This window comes from Salmonella bongori NCTC 12419 (assembly GCF_000252995.1).
Taxonomy (GTDB): Bacteria; Pseudomonadota; Gammaproteobacteria; order Enterobacterales; family Enterobacteriaceae; genus Salmonella; species Salmonella bongori.
Genome location: NC_015761.1, coordinates 3,139,930 through 3,160,387 on the forward strand (window position 1 = coordinate 3,139,930; position 20,458 = coordinate 3,160,387).

Genomic DNA, 20,458 nt, shown 5'->3' on the forward strand with positions numbered 1-20,458 from the left:
CAACGGGTCAGAACACAAGGGAAAGTTCAGGAATGAAATACCGCATCGCTTTGGCTATCACGTTTTTTATGCTCAGCGCTGGCAGCTACGCTAATACGCTTTGTCAGGAAAAAGAGCAGGATATACAAAAGGAAATTAGCTACGCCGAAAAGCACAATAATCAGCGTCGTATTGAGGGGCTGAACAAAGCGCTCAGTGAAGTTCGCGCGAATTGTACTGACAGCAAGCTGCGCGCCGAGCACCAGAAAAAGATCGCTGAACAAAAAGGCGAGATAGCCGAGCGTCAACATGATTTAGCCGAGGCAAAAGCAAAAGGCGATGCGGATAAAATAGACAAACGTGAACGTAAACTGGCCGAGGCTCAGGATGAGCTAAAAAAACTTGAGGCCAGAGACTATTAAGTAAACGCCGAACGTAAATACTCACTCACCTGGAGAAAACTATGTCGAAAGATAACACTACGGAACATCTGCGCGCTGAGTTGAAATCCCTGACCGACACCCTTGAAGAAGTGCTGAGCTCTTCGGGTGAAAAGTCGAAAGAAGAGTTGAGTAAGATTCGCAGTAAAGCCGAACGCGCGCTGAAAGAGAGCCGCTACCGTCTGGGCGAAACAGGCGATGTTATTGCCAAACAAACTCGCGTCGCTGCGGCTCGCGCTGATGATTATGTGCGCGAAAACCCCTGGACCGGGGTAGGCATTGGCGCTGCCGTCGGTCTGGTGTTGGGCGTTCTGCTGACGCGTCGCTAATTATGGCGGACTCTCGACAGGCACAAGGACCAGGCAAAAGCGTACTGGGTATCGGGCAGCGGATTGTCACCATTATTGTTGAAATGGTGGAAACCCGGCTACGGCTGGCGGTAGTAGAACTGGAAGAAGAGAAAGCGAACCTCTTTCAGCTTTTGCTGATGGTAGGTCTCACCATGCTCTTCGCTGCGTTTGGCTTAATGAGCCTGATGGTCCTGATTATCTGGGCTATCGATCCTCAGTACCGCCTGAACGCCATAATCGCGACTACCGTAGTGCTGTTAGCGCTTGCGCTGATTGGCGGCATCTGGACATTACGTAAAGCACGTCAGTCCACATTGTTGCGCCATACACGGCACGAACTGGCTAATGACCGACAAATTCTGGAGGACGATCAGTCGTGAGCAGCAAAGGCGAACGCGAAAAACGCAAGGCGTTGCTTCTCAGTCAGATCCAGCAGCAACGGCTGGATCTGTCCGCCAGCCGTCGCGACTGGCTGGAGACCACCGGCGCTTATGATCGCGGCTGGAATACGGTATTAAGCCTACGTTCCTGGGCGCTGGTCGGCAGCAGCGTGATGGCCATCTGGACCATTCGTCATCCTAATATGCTGGTACGCTGGGCGAAACGCGGGCTGGGTATCTGGAGCGCATGGCGCCTGGTAAAAACTACTCTCCGTCAGCAACAACTCCGCAGCTAATCTCTTTTCTTTTTCGATATCGTGGCATCAGGTTATCATTCATTGATACCTGATGGCGCGGCTTACCAGCGATGTTAACCTTTCACCAGCACCTCAAATTTTTTGAATAAATTTGGCAATTTTCCTTGATAACAATTTCTTTAAGTCACATTTATGATTCTCCTTATCGACAACAGTGAAGCGTCATGCCGCGCCATTGCTTATGAAAAGAATGTCAGCAGTCGAAGCGGTCGCCTGGAGAATAAAATGAAAAAATTAGAAGATGTTGGTGTACTGATAGCACGTATTTTAATGCCAGTGCTGTTCATTACCGCAGGATGGGGAAAAATTAACGCTTACACAGGCACACAACAGTATATGGAAGCCATGGGCGTACCGGGATTCCTGCTGCCACTTACCATACTGCTTGAATTTGGCGGCGGCCTGGCGATTCTGCTGGGGTTCTTCACTCGCACTACCGCGCTTTTCACCGCTGGCTTTACGCTACTGACGGCGTTTATCTTCCATAGCAATTTTGCAGAAGGCGTAAATTCGCTGATGTTTATGAAAAACCTGACCATTGCAGGCGGATTCTTACTGCTGGCACTGACCGGGCCAGGCACGTTCAGTCTTGACCGTCTGTTAAATAAAAAGTGGTAAGCCACCTATACTCAATTAAAAAGCGAGGAAATAGCGCCTCGCTTTTGTCATCTGAAGGAGAGTGAAATGGGACAACTGATCGATGGCGTCTGGCACGACACCTGGTACGACACCAAATCTTCCGGGGGTAAATTTCAGCGTTCAGCATCGGCTTTCCGAAACTGGCTCACCGCTGACGGCACGCCCGGGCCTTCCGGCGAAGGCGGCTTCGCCGCAGAAAAAGATCGCTACCACCTGTACGTCTCCCTTGCCTGTCCCTGGGCGCATCGCACGCTGATTTTCCGTACACTGAAAGGTCTGGAGCCGTTTATTCCGGTCTCCGTCGTTAATCCGTTGATGCTGGAAAATGGCTGGACATTTGGTGACGATTTTCCAGGGGCCACCGGCGATACGCTTTATCAGCATGAGTTTCTCTACCAATTGTATCTTCATGCCGATCCCCATTACAGCGGCCGCGTTACCGTGCCGGTCCTGTGGGATAAAAAAAACCACACGATCGTCAGCAACGAATCCGCCGAAATCATTCGTATGTTTAACTCCGCCTTCGATGCGCTGGGCGCCAAAGCAGGGGATTATTATCCGCCAGCGCTGCAAAGCAAAATTGACGAGCTTAATAGCTGGATTTATGACAACGTTAATAACGGTGTATATAAAGCAGGCTTCGCCACCAGCCAGCAGGCGTATGATGAAGCAGTCGAAAAGGTGTTTACTGCGCTGGCGCGCCTGGAGCAGATTCTGGGACAGCACCGCTATCTGACGGGCGATCGGTTGACTGAGGCGGATATTCGCTTATGGACGACGCTGGTACGCTTTGATCCGGTTTACGTGACCCACTTCAAATGCGACAAATACCGAATCAGCGACTATCTGAATCTGTATGGTTTCCTGCGCGATATCTATCAAATACCGGGTATTGCTGAGACCGTTAATTTTGACCATATTCGCCACCACTATTTCCGCAGCCATAAAACCATTAATCCAACGGGTATCATTTCTCTCGGACCATGGCAGGATTTGACTGAACCCCATGGGCGCGACGTGCGGTTTGGCTAATTTGAGGCGTCCCCCGGGACGCCTTATTAATTAACGTCGCAAATATTTACCATCATTTCATTCGCGGCTATTCTTAGTTTGATTACTTTAAAAACAAGCGATTGAACGACTATTGAGGCGAAAATGGATTGGTATTTAAAGGTTTTAAAAAATTACCTGGGATTTGGCGGCCGTGCGCGACGCAAAGAATACTGGATGTTTATTCTGGTCAATATCATTTTTACCTTCGTGCTGGGCGTGCTGGACGCTATGCTCGGCTGGCAGCGTGCCGGAGGTGAAGGCGTGCTAACCACCCTTTACGGCGTGCTGATCTTTTTACCCTGGTGGGCCGTACAATTTCGTCGTTTGCATGACACTGACCGCTCAGCATGGTGGCTATTGTTGCTGCTCATTCCCGTTATTGGCTGGCTGATCATCATCGCTTTCAACTGCCAGAGCGGTACACCGGGCGACAACCGCTTCGGCCCCGACCCGAAACGTTTTTCCTGATAGCGGTGCGGCGCCGTTTTTAAAGCGCCGCGCTACTATTTTCCAGCGAATAGCTTAGGAATCTCCCGCAGGCACCAGGATTTTGCCTCACCCATACTGTCGCGCCGCCAGGCCATAATAATATCGATTTCGCTGGTTGACTCCGGGCTAACAACGCGTAAACGCCCTTCGGCAATATCCTGTTCCACCATTGAATACGGCATAGTGGCGACGCCAAGCCCGGCCAGCAACGCCTGACGTTTATCTTCAATCGTGCTTACCGTCAGACGCGGCTGTTTATCCAGTAATTGCACCGTTAATACCGGACGTTCGCGAGCGGTATCTGCCACCGCGACGCCGCGATATTTTACCCGCGTCACTTCCGAAAGCGGTTCCGGCTCCTGATGAATCGGATGGTCAGGCGCGGCGACATACACATTCTTGAGCGTATACAATTTACGGGCGTTAATTTCCGATGACGATCGAAAGTGCATATCCGGGGCGATGACGATATCCGCCCGCCCCTGCTCAAGCCGCTCCCATGCCCCCGCCAGCACTTCAGTAATAAGTGAAAGCTGCGTATTGGCTTTCGCAGCCAGCCGGTCAATCAGCGGGAAGAATGCGGACGTCGGTACCAACGCTTCGCTAACCAGCGTCAGGTGCGTTTCCCAACCGCGGGCCAACGCTTCGGCATCGGTGGTCAACTTATCTGCCGCCTCCAGCAAAACCCGGCCACGCTCCAGCAGCATACGCCCGACATTGGTGAATTTTGTGCGATGGCCGGAGCGGTCGAACAGCACAACGTCCAACTCTTCTTCCAGCTTCTGCATGGTGTAACTTAGCGCGGACGGCACCCGGCCCAGCTCATCCGCCGCCGCGGCAAAACTGCCGCGGCGGTCAATGGCGTCCATCACACGTAATGCTTCAAGCGTTAGCGCCCTCTCTTTAGCCATATCGCTCTCATTCAGGAAATTTGAACATACTGGGCAGAATATCTGGCTAACAATGCAGCGTCCAGCCCCTTAACATAAAAGGAAGTAAAGAGAGGTTAATAAGATGATTACCACCCGAACAGCCAAACAATGCGGACATGCAGACTATGGATGGCTGCAGGCCCGCTATACCTTCTCCTTTGGACATTACTTCGATCCTGCGCTGCTGGGCTATGCTTCGCTGCGTGTTCTAAACCAGGAAGTACTGGCACCAGGCGCTTCTTTTCAACCCCGGACTTATCCAAAGGTAGATATTTTAAATCTTATTCTGGACGGTGAAGCGGAATACCGCGACAGCGATGGCAATCATATACAGGCTACCGCGGGTGAAGCGTTACTCCTCGCCGCGCAGCCTGGTATTAGCTATAGCGAGCATAATCTCAGCAAAGTTAAGCCATTAACCCGTATGCAGCTATGGATGGATGCCTGCCCTGAACGGGAAAACGCCCTGGTGCAAAAAACCACGCTGTCGACAACACAACAACAGCTTCTTGCGTCGCCCGATGGCGAGCAAAACAGCTTACAACTACGCCAGCAAGTCTGGATACATCACATTACGCTGGAAAAAGGCGAATCGCTCCCTTTTCAGCTCCACGGACCGCGCGCTTATTTACAATCGATTCACGGTACGTTTCACGTGGTCGCCCACAATGAAGCGCGTGAGGCGTTAACCTGCGGAGATGGCGCATTTATTCGTGATGAACCTAACATTACGTTGGTTGCCGATACGCCACTACGTGCATTACTGGTAGATTTGCCGGTGTAGCCAGCCAGCAAAGGAGTCGTAAGATGAGCAAAAAATCGGCGAAGAAGCGTCAGTCCGCGGTAAAACCTGCCGTACAGGAGGCAATGGGCGCCACTGTACATCTGGGCTATGAAGACATGCTAACCGAACTGGAAGCCATTGTGGCGGACGCCGAAGTCCGGCTGGCAGAAGAAGAGGCCGCAGCCTGAATAACCCTGCCGGATGTCGGCGCAAACGCCTTATCCGGTCTACGACAGCCAGGCCCGATAAGCGCAACGCTATCGGGCAACACCACGCCCCGACATCACGCCGGGGCGCTATCATTAATGCGCTTTACTGGCCATGATCTCAATGATTTGTTTGTCGGTCTGCTGCATTGAACGGCACGCCAGCGAACACAAATTCGAAATAGATTGTTCGACGTTGTGCGCCACAATCCCTTCGTTTCCAGTCACTGCCGTATCGTCCAGCGCCATCAGTACGGCTTTCCACGCTGCCGACGCGCTGGTAGACACTTTCATCGCACAGCTGTTCGACGCGCCGTCGCAAATCATCCCGCTGACATCGCCAATCATGCTGCTGATAGCCATAGCGATAGTGTCATAACGGCCATCTATCAGCCACGCCATACCCGCCGCCGCGCCCATCGCCGCCGTAGTTGCTGCGCATAGCGCTGACAAACGCGGAAGCTGATGATGAATATAGATAGCGCTCAGATGCGATAACATCAGTGCGCGCGCCAGACGCTCATCATCTGCGCCAACATGTTCAGCCACCACCATGACCGGCACCGTGGCGGTGATCCCCTGATTGCCGGAACCGGAGTTACTCATCGCAGGCAATGTCGCGCCGCCCATTCGCGCATCTGACGCCGCACTGGTACGGATCAAAATCGCCGTGGAAAGATCTTTCGCCAACAGGCCACGATCGCACTGTTTTGCCAGCGTCGAGCCGATATGCAGCCCCCAGGAACCACGCAGGCCTTCCTGAGACAGGGCGCCATTTAACCTTGCCGCATCCAGAATAAAACGGATGGCGTCAAAGGGTACCACATTCACAAACGTCAGGATCTCTTCCAGCGAGGTGTGAGACAGAACCTCCAGTGGCGAAGCCTTTTCTTCTCCCTGCGCATTATCTGCCTGCGCAAACACCACGCCCTTGTCGGTTTCTACACGCACAATGTTCGTGTGATCGCCAACGATCGTGACGCACGCCCAGCTCCCGGCGCCGTAAACTTTCGCCTTCGAGAAGAGAATATCGTGACACGGTTCCTGTAACATCACCGAGACCTTTCCGGCGGCCAGCATCGCTTTTGCATCTGCAATCGCTTTATCAGAAGCACCTTTCAGCACCTCCAGCCCGGCTTTCGCATCGCCGCCCAACGCACCAAGCGCCGCGGCAATCGGCAGACCTACCATGCCTGTTCCTGGAACGGTAACGCCCATACCATTTTTCATCAGATTGGGCGAAACCCACGCGTCAATGCGTTCAACTGTGCCGTCAAGTTCAGCCGCCGCTGCCGCTGCCGCCAGCGCCAGTGAAATAGGCTCAGTACACCCCAGCGCCGGTTTTACCTCTTCCTGTACGGCCAGGATGAAACGTTGCCACAGTGGATTTATTTTAGATTCAAACATAACAACAACCTTAATCTCAGGTATATCAAGAGAATGCCAGGAACGGAGAAACACATAACAGCAGACCGGTAATAATAATCAGGTACAACGAGGCGCCTTTATATTTGTGCAATGCAGGCACCTTGTAGACCAACCATGCCGGAATTAAACAGCCCACCATACCGAAGATAGGGCTACAAATAGAGGTGAAGCTCAGTACCGGCGCATTGAGCACAATCGCGCTCCAGGCCAGCAAAATGGCGAAAAGCATAATGCCGCGCTGTACAAGATTTTCATTGATCTTCTCGGCGGGCATTTTGCGGCGCAGGATATTCATCACGATGCCTTGCGTCGCTTCACGGAACCCCAGGTAAACGCCGAAGAAGGCGGTCATCACGGCAAAGATGTTCAGAATCACGCTGACCACTTTGACCCAGCCAGCGCCATCGCCGCTAATAAATTGCGCCGCAATCGCTAAAGCGGAAATATTCTGCTCATAGGCTTTTACCGCTTCGTCATGCCCCATCGCCAGGGTAAAGGAAACCGCATAGAAAAAGACGGTAACGAACAGGACGCCAAACGCGATATTCATGGCGCGCAGCGCTTTATGACGTGCAACCTCAATAGATTTTTCGCGTGAACGGTAAGAGATCACCATGGGGCTTAACGTCTGGATAAACAAAATCGAGGTCAACGTAAACGGCAGGGTAATAATGGCGTTTTTGATGAGCAGGGCCATCGGCGGCAACGCACCAATGTTGTACAGATGCCACATGCCAACCATGGATACGCCCAGCGCCGCAACAACCAGCAGTTTGGTCAGCACCATACCGGTAGAAATTTTGAACAGTAATTTTTCACCGCGTGAGGAAATAGCGACCAGAATACAAATCAGCACCAGACCATAAAACGGGCTATCGGAAAGTAACCCTTTCGTGACGCCGAAAGTGTGCAAGTAAGAGGCGCTGTCGTTAGTGATGGCAGTGGAATAGACGAACATCCAGATCACCAGCATAACGAAGTAGAGCGCGCCTAACAGAATACCCCAGTTTTTCCCCAGGTAGCCGCTGATCACGCTGGGATAGTCTTTACACTCCGGGGATTCCGCCAGCGTGTTAATAAACAGCCGTTGGAAAAGATACATGGCCGGGTAACCGATAATGGAAGACAAAAGGAAGACCCACAGTCCCATCAGGCCCACCTGAACCGGGAGGAAAACGATCCCCGCGCCGATCGCCATACCGATACTCATTATGACCCAGCCGGTGTCGGTGCTGTCGAATTTGATGGCTTCCCGCCATTCACTTTCTGTCATCCCTGCCCGACGCGCCGGGGCTGATGCGTCGAGGATTACGCTGGTATTACTTGCCGATTCCATAGAATTCTCGCTCAATGTGTAGGTAGAGGTTTTTTATTTTTCGTAGCGCAGCAAAGGCGATGTGCGATACGTGAGGCGCAGGCGCTCTCTTGTAATAAGAAAATCATACGCGCAGGATAAGAGAAAAACTTACCAATAAAATCCCTGTATTTTTTGTAGGTTAAGAATTATTTTCTATTTACTATTCGTTTAATATTGTTATTTTCTCTATTTGAAGCGGATCACAACAAAAAAGGGCGCACTTTCGCGCCCCCTTTTTTCATACTTCTGTCATCCGCCCTTACCAGTCCTGTCTCTGGTAGCTAAATCAGGCAGTTATGCTGCCATCCGGCAGACTATTATCCGATAGCACTACGCTTACTGGCCCTACCCGCAAACGACTTTAATCGCCAGGCCGCCGCGCGACGTCTCCCTATACTTATCGTTCATGTCTTTACCCGTTTCGTACATGGTTTCAATCACTTTATCGAGCGAAACCCGCGGTTCAGAAGTGCGGCGTAGCGCCATACGCGCCGCATTCACCGCTTTAACAGCGTTAATCGCATTACGTTCAATGCAGGGGATTTGCACCTGACCCGCAACCGGATCGCAGGTGAGCCCCAGGTTATGCTCCATCGCAATCTCCGCCGCGATACACACCTGCGCCGGACTCCCTCCCAGCAGTTCTGTCAGCCCCGCCGCCGCCATCGAACACGCGACGCCAACCTCGCCCTGACACCCCACTTCCGCGCCGGATATTGAGGCGTTCATCTTGTACAACATGCCAATCGCCCCTGCCGCCAGCAGATAACGGGCGATGGAATTAGCGTTGACCGGGCGGCGAAATTTGTCATAGTAGGCGAGCACAGCTGGCACAATTCCACATGCGCCATTGGTAGGGGCAGTAACTACCCTTCCCCCGGCAGCGTTTTCTTCACTGACGGCCAAAGCAAACATATTGATCCAGTCAATGACATTCATCGGATCACGGGAGAGATTATCGCTGGAGACCAATAAACGACGTAATGCTACCGCGCGACGAGGCACGTTCAGCGGTCCCGGCAACACGCCCTCGGTATTGATGCCACGTTCAATTCCGCTCGCCATCACCTGCCAGATGCGGGCAAAGCCAGCGTCAATCTGCTCTTTGCTCCGCAACGCCAGTTCATTTTGCATCATCAGTCCGGAAACCGAGAGTCCCTGTCTTTCACACAGCGTCAGCAGCTCGCTGGCTGAGCGAAAGCCGTAGGGAACCGGCGCTTCCACATCATGCGACTGGCCAAAGCGTTCCTCTTCGACAATAAAGCCGCCGCCGATGGAGTAATAAGTCTTGCTTAAGCGCGTTTCCTGATTTTGCCATGCGGTGATACGCATGCCGTTTTCGTGGCGGGGGAGCATTTCGGGATGAAAAAGTATACTGTCCGCAAGCGGGAAGTCGACCACGTGTCTGCCCTCAGCCACCGACAGACGACCGCTACGGGCCACTTCGTCAATAAAGGGCGTAATGCCATCAATATTGACGTCCTGCGGCGTATTACCTGCCAGCCCCATAATGATGGCGGTATCGGTAGCATGACCTTTACCAGTCAGTGAGAGAGAGCCATACAGATCGACCACAATCCGCGTGGTTTGCGGCAAAAGACCACTTTCGACCAGGTTGTCGATAAAACGTTTACCTGCGTTCATTGGCCCTACGGTATGCGAACTGGAAGGCCCAATGCCAATCTTAAAAATATCGAATGCGCTAATCATATCCACACCCTTGGGATGCCGTTCAGTGAAGACCTGGTGGTTACACGCATTGTCGAATGGGACGATCTTAAGATCGCCCCATTCGCTTACATCGCCTGCGTGAAAGTCCGCGAAATAACGTCCTGCTGCTGTTCACGGGTGAGCGCGTTGAAGCGCACCGCATAACCCGAAACGCGGATCGTCAAGTTCGGATAGTTTTCCGGATGTTCGATCGCATCCAGCAGCATTTCCCGGTTCATAACGTTAACGTTGAGATGCTGACCGCCTTCCACCCCGGCTTCGTGATGGAAGTAGCCATCCAACAGCCCGACCAGGTTGGTTTTGCGAACAGTATCCTCTTTTCCCAGCGCCGCAGGCACAATCGAGAAGGTGTAGGAAATACCATCTTTCGCATAGGTGAACGGCAGTTTCGCCACCGACGTTAGCGAAGCCACGGCACCTTTACGGTCACGCCCATGCATCGGGTTTGCCCCCGGCGCAAACGGCGTGCCGCCGCGACGTCCATCCGGCGTATTACCGGTTTTCTGCCCATACACCACGTTTGAAGTGATGGTCAGAATGGACTGCGTCGGCACCGCATTACGATAGGTTGGCAACGCCTGGATTTTCTTCATAAAGCGCTCAACCAGATCGCAGGCAATGCTGTCCACGCGTTCGTCGTTGTTACCGTACTGCGGATAGTCGCCTTCAATCTCAAAGTCGATAGCCAGACCATTTTCATCACGAATCGGCTTCACGCGGGCATACTTAATTGCGGAGAGCGAATCCGCCGCTACCGAAAGACCGGCGATACCGCAGGCCATCGTCCGGTATACGTCGCGGTCATGCAGCGCCATTAGCGAGGCTTCGTAGCTGTATTTATCATGCATAAAGTGAATGATGTTCAGCGCGCTAATGTACTGCACCGCCAGCCAGTCCATAAAATGGTCCAGGCTCTCCATTACCGTGTCATAATCCAGCACCTTATCCGTTAACTGCGCGGTTTTCGGCCCGACCTGGATTTTCAGCTTTTCATCCACGCCACCGTTGATGGCATACAGCAACGTTTTGGCGAGGTTGGCGCGCGCGCCGAAGAACTGCATCTGCTTACCGATGACCATCGGGCTGACGCAGCAGGCGATGGCGTAATCATCGCTGTTGAAGTCAGTGCGCATCAGATCATCATTTTCGTACTGCAAAGATGAGGTCACGATGGAGACCTGCGCAGCATATTTCTTGAATGCCACCGGCAGCGCCTCGGACCACAGTACAGTCAGGTTTGGCTCTGGCGCAGGTCCCATCGTGTGCAGGGTATGCAGGTAACGGAAGGAATTTTTAGTCACCAGCGTACGGCCATCCAGCCCCATCCCGCCAATCACTTCGGTCGCCCAAATCGGATCGCCGGAGAACAGGGAATCAAACTCCGGGGTACGCAGGAAGCGCACCATGCGGATCTTCATGATGAAGTGATCGATTAGCTCCTGCGCCTGCGGCTCGTTCAGCGTGCCGGCATTAAAGTCACGTTCAATATAGATATCCAGGAACGACGCGGTGCGTCCCAGCGACATCGCGCCACCATTCTGCGATTTAACCGCCGCGAGGTAGGCGAAATAGAGCCACTGTACCGCCTCCCGGGCGTTGCAAGCCGGACGGGAGATATCGTATCCGTACTTCGCGGCCATCTCCTGCATTTGCAGTAGCGCGCGACGGTGTTCCGCCAGCTCTTCACGCAGGCGGATAGTGGCCTCCAGATCCTGCCCTTTTTCCAGCCTTGACTGAAGATCGGCAAACTGCAGCTCACGCTCGCGTACCAGATAACGAATCCCATACAGCGCCACGCGACGATAGTCACCAATAATACGTCCGCGTCCGTAGCCATCCGGTAGCCCCGTCAGCACACCGGATTTACGGCAGCGCAGCATGTCGGGAGAATAGACGTCAAACACGCCCTGATTATGGGTCTTACGCAGCTCGGTAAAAGTATAGGTAAATTTCGCCTCCATCTCGCGCCCGTAGGCATCAAATGAACTTTTGATCATGTTGATACCGCCAAACGGATGCAGGGCGCGTTTCAGCGGTTTGTCAGTTTGCAGACCGACGATCTTTTCCAGTTCTTTTTCAATATACCCCGCGTCGTGCGCAGTAATGGTAGTGGCGATATCGGTATCAAAATCGACCGGCGCGTGCGTCGCGTTTTCAATACGAATACCCGCCATGACTTTTTCCCACAGCGCGGTTGTGGCCGACGTCGCTTCAGCGAGGAAGGACTCATCTCCTTCATAAGGCGTATAATTATGCTGAATAAAATCACGGACATTAATCTCTTCTTTCCAGTCCACGCCTTTAAAACCACGCCATGCTTCGGCATACAGCATATCGCTGGTATCGATATTTACCTTCATGAAAATAATCTCTCTACAGAACAACAGTTAATTTATGCAAATTCGACAGATGACTGCACTTTACCTAAATGAATGGCATCAAGGGCAATCATTTTCTCTTCATTCGTTGGAATAACAGCACAAATAACCTGAGAAGAATCAGCAGAAATAATGCGTTCGCCATGAGAATTTGACTGCTTATTTTTTTCAACGTCTAATTTAATTCCCAATATGCCCAGGTGTTCACTCACCAGTTGGCGAATTAATACGGAGTTCTCACCAATACCACCGGTAAAAATAATACCATCCAGACGGTGTAGCGATGCCGCATGGCCAGCGATATGGCGGGCGATGCGATGAACAAAGATTTTAATTGCCAGCCGCGCGCGATCGTGACCTTCGTGCCAGGCTTTTTCCAATACCCGAAGATCGGATGACAGGCCAGAGATAGCGAGCAAACCAGACTCCTTATTCACTACGCGTTCCAGATCGCTGAGCGTCTGCCCGGTTTCTTTCGCTATCCATGCCATCGCACCGAAGTCGACATCACCGCTGCGGGTGCCCATCACTAGCCCCTCCAGTGGCGTCATGCCCATGGAGGTATCCACGCTCTGACCGTTACGTACTGCGCAGATAGACGCGCCATTGCCCAGATGGGCAATAATCAGCCCCGAGTGGTTTTCGTCCAGGTCGAGCAGCGCATACGCACGCTGTGAAACATAGCGATGTGACGTACCGTGAAAGCCGTAGCGACGTACTCCCAGCCTGGAAAAATATTCCCACGGCAATCCGTACAAATACGCTTCCGGTGCCAGTGTCTGGTGGAAGCTGGTATCAAATACCGCCACCTGGGTCACGCCAGGGAAAAGATGCCTTGAGGATTCAATACCGCTTAAATTCGCATAATTATGTAGCGGCGCTAAAGGCGATACCCGACGAATATTATCGATAACCTCATCGGTAATAATAACGGACTGCGTAAAAATATTGCCACCGTGAGCGATGCGATGGCCAATTAATTCTACGCTATCCGTTAACTCGCGTTTTTCCAGCTCAAAGGCAATAGCTTTTAATGCCTCCTCATAATCAGAATAAGGAAGTTTTATTGGCTTATCGTCGTTAATAGATAAAAATGCATTGTCAGTATTAATCCCATCTGCTATTCCCGCCATTAAAACATCACAGGAAGCGACATCCAGTACGGAAAATTTAATAGAAGATGATCCGCAATTAATCACCAGTACTACCGGAAATTCATTCATGTAGTGGCTCCGCCAATATCAGACTGCATCCACACCCTGTGGCGTAACGCAGTCTGAATGTGAGGATTAGAACAATTTGTAGACGATATTCAGGATAGTCAGTAGACCAATCAGGGTGACGAACATATTATCCAGACGGCCCCGGTATTTCGCCAGCGACGGCGCTTTACGAATAGCGTACATCGGCAATAGACATAACAATGAGGCAATAATCGGCGCGCCCATCGCTTCAATCAGATCCAGAATGTTCGGGTTTGCGTAAGCCACCACCCAGGTCGATCCCATGATGAAGATCATACTGATGGTGTTGAGCTTGCCCATTGAAACTTTAGTTTTATCCCCTTTGTAGCCGAACTTCAGGATCAGACCGTTTAGCCCTTCCAGCGTGCCAAGATAGTGGCCAAAGAACGATTTGAAGATAGCGACCAACGCGATAATAGACGCGCCATACTCCAGGATAGTGGCGAAAGTGGATTTTGTCCCGGATAAAGAGGCAAAATGGTTGGCCAGATAGGAAAGTACCGGAATGTTTTGCGCTTTCGCATCCGCCATATTCTGCGGGGAGAGCGTGAACAGGCAGCTAAAGGCAAAGAACATCACTACCGCGACCATCAGCATACTGGCGCGCGAGATGATCTGAGAACATTTACGCTCAGTAAAGTCACGACCAAACTCTTTCTCATACTCTTCACGCTTAGAAACCACAAACGAAGAGACGATAGGGGAAAAGTTAAAGGAGAACACCATGATGGAGATCCCCAGCCACACGGTAACCAGTATGCCATCGTGCCCGGTCAGCGCGATATTGCCGAGATCAACCTGCTCAATAACCGCTGAGTTCCAGTAAGGTATCAGCGACAAGGAGATCAACACCAGACTGGCGATAAATGGCCACACCAGGTAACTCATCACCTTAACCATCAGATCCTTACCAAACCAGATGACAAAGGCCATCAGCAGCAGCAAGAACAGCGCCACGAAGCCGCGGTTCAACGCTGGCATTTGCAACTGATTTTCCCAGAACGTCATAAAGGTGTTAGTAATAGTGACGCCATAAATCCATAACAGCGGACAAATTGCAAAGAAATACAGGAAAGTAATGACCACGCCGCCCGTTTTACCGAAGTGTTCTTCAACCGTTTCCGTAATGTTCCCGGACGGGTTAGACCCTGACAAACACAGACGCGCCAGCGCCCGGTGGCAATAAAAGGCGATAGGGTAAGCCAGCACCAGCATTAACAGAATGGGGATCAATCCGCCAAACCCTGCGCGAATTGGGAAGAACAGCACCCCTGCGCCGATGGCGGTACCAAATAAACCCAGCGTCCACGTGGTGTCTGATTTACGCCAGGACGACTGTTTTGTCTGGCTGGATACAATGCTATCAGTAGTACTCATATCCTATCCTCAACGAAAAGATTTATTGTCAGGCTTTACGCATCAACTAAACCCGTAATTTGCGATACACGAGAAAGATCGATATTACCGCCAGAAATAATGCTGACCGTTTTTCTGTTATGAATATGGCTATCTAATTTTCCGCTTAATAAAGCAGCACAAGCCAGAGCGCCAGCACCTTCAGTAATTACCTTATTACGCTGAATTAATGCGATCATACTGTTACGAATTTCATCTTCGCTGACCAGGACAATATCATCCACTAATTCACGAACGATTTCATACGTTAAATTACCCGGGCGAGAGACATCACAACCATCCGCCAGGGTGCCGGTCGTTCGGTGCGTGGTTATTTCACCAGCGCGATAAGACGCCGCCATACCATGAACATTTTCGGACTGTACACCAATAACTTTAATGGTGGGGTTAATCGATTTAATCGCAATGGCAATACCTGCAATTAAACCACCGCCACCAATTGGCACAATGACATTATCGACATCATACAGATCTTCCATAATTTCAAGGCCAATGGTGCCCTGTCCGGCAATCACTTTCGGATCGTCATATGGGGGAATGAAAATACGCCCTTCAGTTTCAACGATTTCGCTAACTTTAGCGATAGTGTCGTTGAAGTTGTCGCCGTGCAGCACCACTTCCGCAGAGTAGTCGCAGGTTGCCGCCACTTTAGACTTCGGCGCGCCCTTCGGCATCACCACTTTGCCGTCAATACCGAGCATTGCGCAAGAAAGAGACACGCCCTGCGCATGGTTACCTGCCGAACAGGCCACCACCCCTTTACGTTTTTCGGCCTCCGTTAATGAACTAAGTTTGTTAAAAGCACCACGAATTTTAAAAGACCCCGTACGCTGCATATTTTCAAACTTGAGAAATATTTCACCTTTGCAGCGTTCACTAAAATAGTTTGAGCGAGGCATTCCCGTTTTATATATTTTCCCCGCCAGTCTTTTTTTTGCTTCGAGGATATCTTCAATGGCAACTGGCAGATCATATGTAATGTGCATTATAACCTCTTAACCTGGGGATTAAAAAATAAATTACCGTGGCCCACTGTTCAAAAACAGGCGGCGTTCATTTCACTAAATATATTTATTCCGTTACTCAATTTCTATTAACTGCCTGCGTCTACATCCATTAAATGATGAATATTGTTTTGCTAATTCTACTAATACTGAAGCAGCTTTTTTTATGCGATAATTTTTAGACCATACCGCAGCGTATCGCGCCACGGGTAATGTGTCTTTTATTGGTATGGTGATAAATTGATTGGAACCAAAAGGCGTGGTCATATCGCAGGGAATAACAGTCAAGAAATCAGCATTGAGAACAAGGTTATAAATTGTGACGACGGAATCTGTTTTAACGATGTTTTCGATGCTGATGCCATTTCTTTGCAGGGTGGTGAGAAGTTCGCTGTAGTAGCCCATGTTCGTTTGCGGCAATACCCACTGTTCGTTTTTTAACGACTCCAGTGTGATGGTGCCGGTGCATGTTCGGGACTTACTGGCCACCAGCACAAACTCCGATTCAAAAAGCGACTCTACATGCAGATCCTGAAGTTGCATTTCGTTGCTAAGCGTACCAATAGCAAAATCCAGACGTCCGTCGCGAATGGCCGGCAGGAACGAAGAGAGCTGCGCCTCATACATGGATACCTGCGCTTTTGGAAAGACCTCTTTGAACTTATGAATCATATCGGACATAAAGGTAAAGCCAATCAGCGAAGGAAAGCCAAACGAGACGTCAACGACGGTATTGCAAGTCATGCTGTTCATCTCGTTGATCATGTTTTTCATTTCGCGGGTGATAGACTCAGACCAGGTGAGCAACACTTGTCCCGCTTCAGTTAGCGTAACGCCGGTATTTTTACGTACAATTAACTCAACGCCGAAATAAGCCTCGGCATCGCTAATGATTTTGCTAACGGCGGGTTGAGTTAACCCTAACGATTTTGCGGCAGACCCGATAGAACCACTCCTGATGACTTCCTGAAAGACCACCAGATGCTGTGTTTTAGGGAGAACAAGACTATTCATATCTGCCGCTCTGAAATAACATTGTGAACGGCAGGAAGTGTAGCAAATTAAAACTTAAAGGTTATGTGCGACCACTCACAAATTAACGTAACGTAATTTTTCAATGGCATCCAATAAATAAATAAAACATTTAATTTCAATTACTTATAAAAACAAAATAATAAATTAACCTGATTTTAATCAAAAAAAATGGCGGTAATAACAATATATTATGGCGATAACAAGCCTGTTTACTCGCTATTTTTTACCACGCCAAAAGATGATATTTCAAACAATTACGGCATATTTTATAGACAGTTTCAGTGTTAAAGTTAAAACGCAATTTATCAAATTAATGTATAAAAATGACGTCACTTCGCTAAAAAAACGTTACGCGTCACATTTTTTTACCTTATTTGTTTGTAAAGAAACATTTAATAAATTTTTAACCAAAATATCTCATACATTTAATTTTCATTTACAACAAATAATTTACACTGCCTGGGTGAGGTTTTTCAGTGTGTAATTTCGTGAAGGAGATCGATTGCCTTTCATTTCTCTTGAAAAAATAATCGATACCAGATTTTTGTGCTGCATATCACAAAACGGGAAATAAGATATAACCGCGATAGCCAATTAATGCTCGGATAGCGACGCCGGGGCGTTTTATCCAGCCAACCCGGCGTACAGATCCTCATAACGGCTAAGCGCAGCGTTCAGGCAACATGCTCCCGGGTCTGATAAGCAAAAACCCGCCGAAGCGGGTTTTATAAATAAGTGAAACTGACCGATAAGCCGGGTTCTGTCGTGGACAGTCATTCATCTAGGCCAGCAATCGCTCACTGGCTCAAGCAGCCTACCCGGGTTCAGTACGGGCCGTACCTTATGAACCCCTATTTGGCCTTGCTCCGGGTGGAGTTTACCGTGCCACGGACTGTTACCAGCCGCGCGGTGCGCTCTTACCGCACCCTTTCACCCTTACCTGATCCCGCTTACGCGGGCCATCGGCGGTTTGCTCTCTGTTGCACTGGTCGTGGGTTTCCCCCCCAGGCGTTACCTGGCACCCTGCCCTATGGAGCCCGGACTTTCCTCCCCTCCGCCCGTCTCCCCCGAAAGGGACGACGACGAAGCGGCGACTGTCTGGTCAGCTTCGGCGCGCAGTATAGAGGGTTCGCGCGACTTTGTCACCCCGCGCTGCGCATTCCTATCGCCAGAGCGGCAGCAACATTTCTTGACGCCCGATAAATATTATCAAACGCGCCCCGAAAAGCCTCTTCCAGCGTCACAATACGCGTAAGTACGCTAAAGACGGCGTCAATACCATACTGATGCACGACACCGACATCATGCGTCAGGCTGCCAGCAATACCAATCACCGGTTTATGATATTTTTTCGCCACGTTCGCCACACCCACCGGCACTTTACCGCGAATGCTTTGGCTATCAATCCGCCCCTCTCCGGTAACAACCAGTGTACAATCGTGAATATGATCCTCGAGGTTCAACGCCGCCGTGACAATGTCGATCCCGCTGCGTAACTCCGCGCCGAGAAACGCCATTAACGCCGCGCCCATACCGCCTGCCGCCCCTGCGCCGGGCGCCGCCTTTACATCAACATTCAGCGATTTTTTTATGATATCGGCATAGTGAGCAAGATTCCTGTCCAGCTCAAGAATGTTCTCTTCGGTCGCGCCTTTTTGCGGCCCAAAAATGCGTGATGCGCCGTTGTCGCCAATCAGTGGATTAGAGACATCGCAGGCAGCCTGAATAACGCAGAGTTTTAAACGGGGATCGAGCTCTGAAATATCAATGTGACTGAGGTGATTAAGGCTCCCACCGCCATAGCCAATCTCTGCGCCATTTGCATCGCACAGTTTTGCACCCAATGCCTGCATCATCCCTGCCCCGCCGTCATTCGTCGCGCTGCCGCCAATACCGATAATGATATTTCTTGCGCCGTTGTCCAGCGCCTGCAAAATCAGCTCTCCCGTTCCTCGCGAGGTGGTAATCAAAGGATTGCGTTTTTCTGGCGGCACCAGCGCCAGTCCGCTGGCCGCCGCCATTTCAATAAAGGCGGTGTTGCCGTCGCCGGAAATCCCCCAACTGGCTTTCACCTTTTCGCCCAACGGCCCGGTCACCCATGCGGTGTGTTCAGCGCCCTGTGTGGCAGCAATCATCGCCTCGACCGTTCCTTCTCCGCCATCAGCAACCGGGACAGAAATATATTGCGCGTCGGGAAAGATCTCCCGAAATCCTTTTTCGATCGCCTGCGCTACCTCCGCAGCAGAAAGGCTTTCTTTGTAAGAGTCCGGGGCAATTACGATTTTCATAGTGGTAGCCTGTTACTGCACAACGCCGGATGGCGTTTCACTTATCCGGCCAACAATTCAGGCCCGGAACGCGATACGCCATCCGGGCACAACGTCATTAGCGAGTGACTTCCACTTTCGCCAGTTTTTCGTAATAGCATGCCAGGGCGCTATGGTCATCGTGACCGTATCCATCCGCGCGTAATGCCTGCATCATTTCCATCACCGCGGCGGTCAGCGGCAACTGTGCGCCAACGCCGTGGGAGGTATCCAACGCATTCGCCAGATCTTTAATATGCAAATCGATACGGAAACCCGGTTTAAAGTTTCTGTCCATCACCATTGGCGCTTTCGCGTCCAGTACCGTACTGCCCGCCAGGCCGCCGCGAATTGCCTGATAAACCAAATCCGGGTTAACGCCTGCTTTGGTCGCCAGCGTCAACGCTTCAGACATCGCCGCAATATTCAACGCGACGATCACCTGGTTAGCCAGCTTCGTGACGTTACCTGCGCCAATTTCACCGGTATGCACCACAGAACCGGCCATCGCTTTCATCAGATCGTAGTATTTGTCGAAAATCGTTTTGTCGCCGCCGACCATGACGGACAGAGTGCCATCAATGGCTTTAGGTTCTCCGCCGCTGACCGGGGCATCCAGCATCGCAATGCCTTTTGCTTTCAGGGCATCGCTAATCTCACGGCTCGCCAGCGGCGCGATAGAGCTCATATCAATCAACACTGTTCCCGGCTTAGCGCCTTTGATGATGCCGTTCTCGCCCAGCGCAACCTCTTTCACGTGCGGAGAGTTAGGCAGCATCGTAATGATGACGTCGCACTGTTCCGCGATTGCCTTCGCCGTAGAGGCTGTTTCTGCGCCTGCAGCGATGACATCAGCAATCGCGTCAGGATTACGGTCAGACACCACCAATGAGTATCCAGCTTTCAGTAAGTTTTTGCTCATGGGCTTCCCCATGATGCCTAAGCCAATAAAGCCAACTTTCATCGTCATAACGTGCTCTCTTTTCATAC

The 20,458-nt window shown here is 51.0% G+C and carries 19 protein-coding genes, 1 other RNA gene and 1 pseudogene; 9 read left to right on the forward strand and 12 right to left on the reverse strand.

Annotated elements, in window-relative coordinates; translation table 11 throughout:
- Positions 1-32: 32 nt before the first annotated feature.
- The 7 genes and pseudogenes from SBG_RS14830 (at position 33) to SBG_RS14860 (ending at position 3,626) form a co-directional block, all read left to right on the forward strand.
- A complete protein-coding gene (locus tag SBG_RS14830; RefSeq protein WP_000877295.1) occupies positions 33-401 on the forward strand; it encodes a DUF1090 domain-containing protein in 369 nt (122 codons plus the stop codon).
- A gap of 41 nt (positions 402-442) precedes the next feature.
- Positions 443-748, forward strand: coding sequence for a DUF883 family protein (locus SBG_RS14835; RefSeq protein WP_000031219.1), 306 nt, complete (start codon positions 443-445; stop codon positions 746-748).
- Positions 749-750: 2 nt separating this feature from the next.
- Positions 751-1,153: pseudogene (locus tag SBG_RS14840) on the forward strand (phage holin family protein); the annotation flags it as partial.
- Entirely contained in the window at positions 1,146-1,445 is a 300-nt protein-coding gene (locus SBG_RS14845; RefSeq protein ID WP_000095498.1) for a YqjK-like family protein, read from the forward strand. The pseudogene SBG_RS14840 and the gene SBG_RS14845, both read left to right, overlap by 8 nt.
- Positions 1,446-1,691: 246 nt before the next feature.
- Positions 1,692-2,084 (forward strand): DoxX family protein, encoded by a 393-nt coding sequence (locus SBG_RS14850; RefSeq protein WP_015703025.1) that lies wholly within the window; start codon positions 1,692-1,694, stop codon positions 2,082-2,084.
- Positions 2,085-2,150: 66 nt separating this feature from the next.
- Positions 2,151-3,137, forward strand: a complete 987-nt coding sequence (locus SBG_RS14855; RefSeq protein ID WP_000531170.1) for a glutathione S-transferase family protein — start codon at positions 2,151-2,153, stop codon at positions 3,135-3,137.
- 123 nt (positions 3,138-3,260) lie between these two features.
- On the forward strand, positions 3,261-3,626 hold the full coding sequence (locus SBG_RS14860) for a DUF805 domain-containing protein (RefSeq protein ID WP_000384141.1): 366 nt from the start codon (positions 3,261-3,263) through the stop codon (positions 3,624-3,626).
- 35 nt (positions 3,627-3,661) lie between these two features.
- Here the strand turns inward: SBG_RS14860 and yhaJ are convergent, their stop codons facing one another.
- Positions 3,662-4,558 (reverse strand): DNA-binding transcriptional regulator YhaJ, encoded by an 897-nt coding sequence (gene yhaJ / locus SBG_RS14865; RefSeq protein WP_001041021.1) that lies wholly within the window; start codon positions 4,556-4,558, stop codon positions 3,662-3,664.
- A 103-nt stretch (positions 4,559-4,661) separates the two neighbouring features.
- Between yhaJ and SBG_RS14870 the strand changes: the two genes are divergently transcribed.
- Positions 4,662-5,363: a pirin family protein gene (locus SBG_RS14870; protein ID WP_000633543.1), complete on the forward strand. Its 702-nt coding sequence runs from the start codon at positions 4,662-4,664 to the stop codon at positions 5,361-5,363.
- A 23-nt stretch (positions 5,364-5,386) separates the two neighbouring features.
- A complete protein-coding gene (locus SBG_RS14875) occupies positions 5,387-5,551 on the forward strand; it encodes a hypothetical protein (protein WP_000039329.1) in 165 nt (54 codons plus the stop codon).
- Positions 5,552-5,665: 114 nt separating this feature from the next.
- On the opposite strand, the gene SBG_RS14880 is transcribed toward SBG_RS14875, so the two are convergent.
- The 11 genes from SBG_RS14880 to garR form a co-directional block, all read right to left on the reverse strand.
- Positions 5,666-6,976, reverse strand: a complete 1,311-nt coding sequence (locus tag SBG_RS14880) for an L-cysteine desulfidase family protein (protein WP_000463062.1) — start codon at positions 6,974-6,976, stop codon at positions 5,666-5,668.
- 25 nt (positions 6,977-7,001) lie between these two features.
- Positions 7,002-8,333, reverse strand: coding sequence for an SLC5/6 family protein (locus tag SBG_RS14885; protein ID WP_000443193.1), 1,332 nt, complete (start codon positions 8,331-8,333; stop codon positions 7,002-7,004).
- Between the two features lie 366 nt (positions 8,334-8,699).
- The gene (gene tdcG / locus SBG_RS14890) at positions 8,700-10,064 is read right to left on the reverse strand and encodes an L-serine ammonia-lyase (RefSeq protein ID WP_000622090.1); all 1,365 of its coding nucleotides are present in this window, start codon (positions 10,062-10,064) and stop codon (positions 8,700-8,702) included.
- Positions 10,065-10,150: 86 nt separating this feature from the next.
- The gene (gene pflB, locus SBG_RS14895; RefSeq protein WP_000867331.1) at positions 10,151-12,445 is read right to left on the reverse strand and encodes a formate C-acetyltransferase; all 2,295 of its coding nucleotides are present in this window, start codon (positions 12,443-12,445) and stop codon (positions 10,151-10,153) included.
- Positions 12,446-12,477: 32 nt separating this feature from the next.
- Positions 12,478-13,686, reverse strand: a complete 1,209-nt coding sequence (gene tdcD / locus SBG_RS14900) for a propionate kinase (RefSeq protein WP_001001846.1) — start codon at positions 13,684-13,686, stop codon at positions 12,478-12,480.
- Between the two features lie 66 nt (positions 13,687-13,752).
- On the reverse strand, positions 13,753-15,084 hold the full coding sequence (gene tdcC / locus SBG_RS14905; protein ID WP_000108137.1) for a threonine/serine transporter TdcC: 1,332 nt from the start codon (positions 15,082-15,084) through the stop codon (positions 13,753-13,755).
- A 35-nt stretch (positions 15,085-15,119) separates the two neighbouring features.
- Complete coding sequence (tdcB, locus tag SBG_RS14910) at positions 15,120-16,109, reverse strand: bifunctional threonine ammonia-lyase/L-serine ammonia-lyase TdcB (RefSeq protein WP_000548372.1); 990 nt, start codon at positions 16,107-16,109, stop codon at positions 15,120-15,122.
- Between the two features lie 93 nt (positions 16,110-16,202).
- A complete protein-coding gene (tdcA, locus tag SBG_RS14915; RefSeq protein ID WP_001087412.1) occupies positions 16,203-17,141 on the reverse strand; it encodes a transcriptional regulator TdcA in 939 nt (312 codons plus the stop codon).
- A 754-nt stretch (positions 17,142-17,895) separates the two neighbouring features.
- An RNA gene (gene rnpB / locus SBG_RS22075) (RNase P RNA component class A) lies at positions 17,896-18,272 on the reverse strand.
- A 32-nt stretch (positions 18,273-18,304) separates the two neighbouring features.
- On the reverse strand, positions 18,305-19,450 hold the full coding sequence (gene garK / locus SBG_RS14925; protein WP_000706449.1) for a glycerate 2-kinase: 1,146 nt from the start codon (positions 19,448-19,450) through the stop codon (positions 18,305-18,307).
- Positions 19,451-19,547: 97 nt separating this feature from the next.
- A complete protein-coding gene (garR, locus tag SBG_RS14930) occupies positions 19,548-20,438 on the reverse strand; it encodes a 2-hydroxy-3-oxopropionate reductase (RefSeq protein WP_000178102.1) in 891 nt (296 codons plus the stop codon).
- Positions 20,439-20,458: the final 20 nt, after the last annotated feature.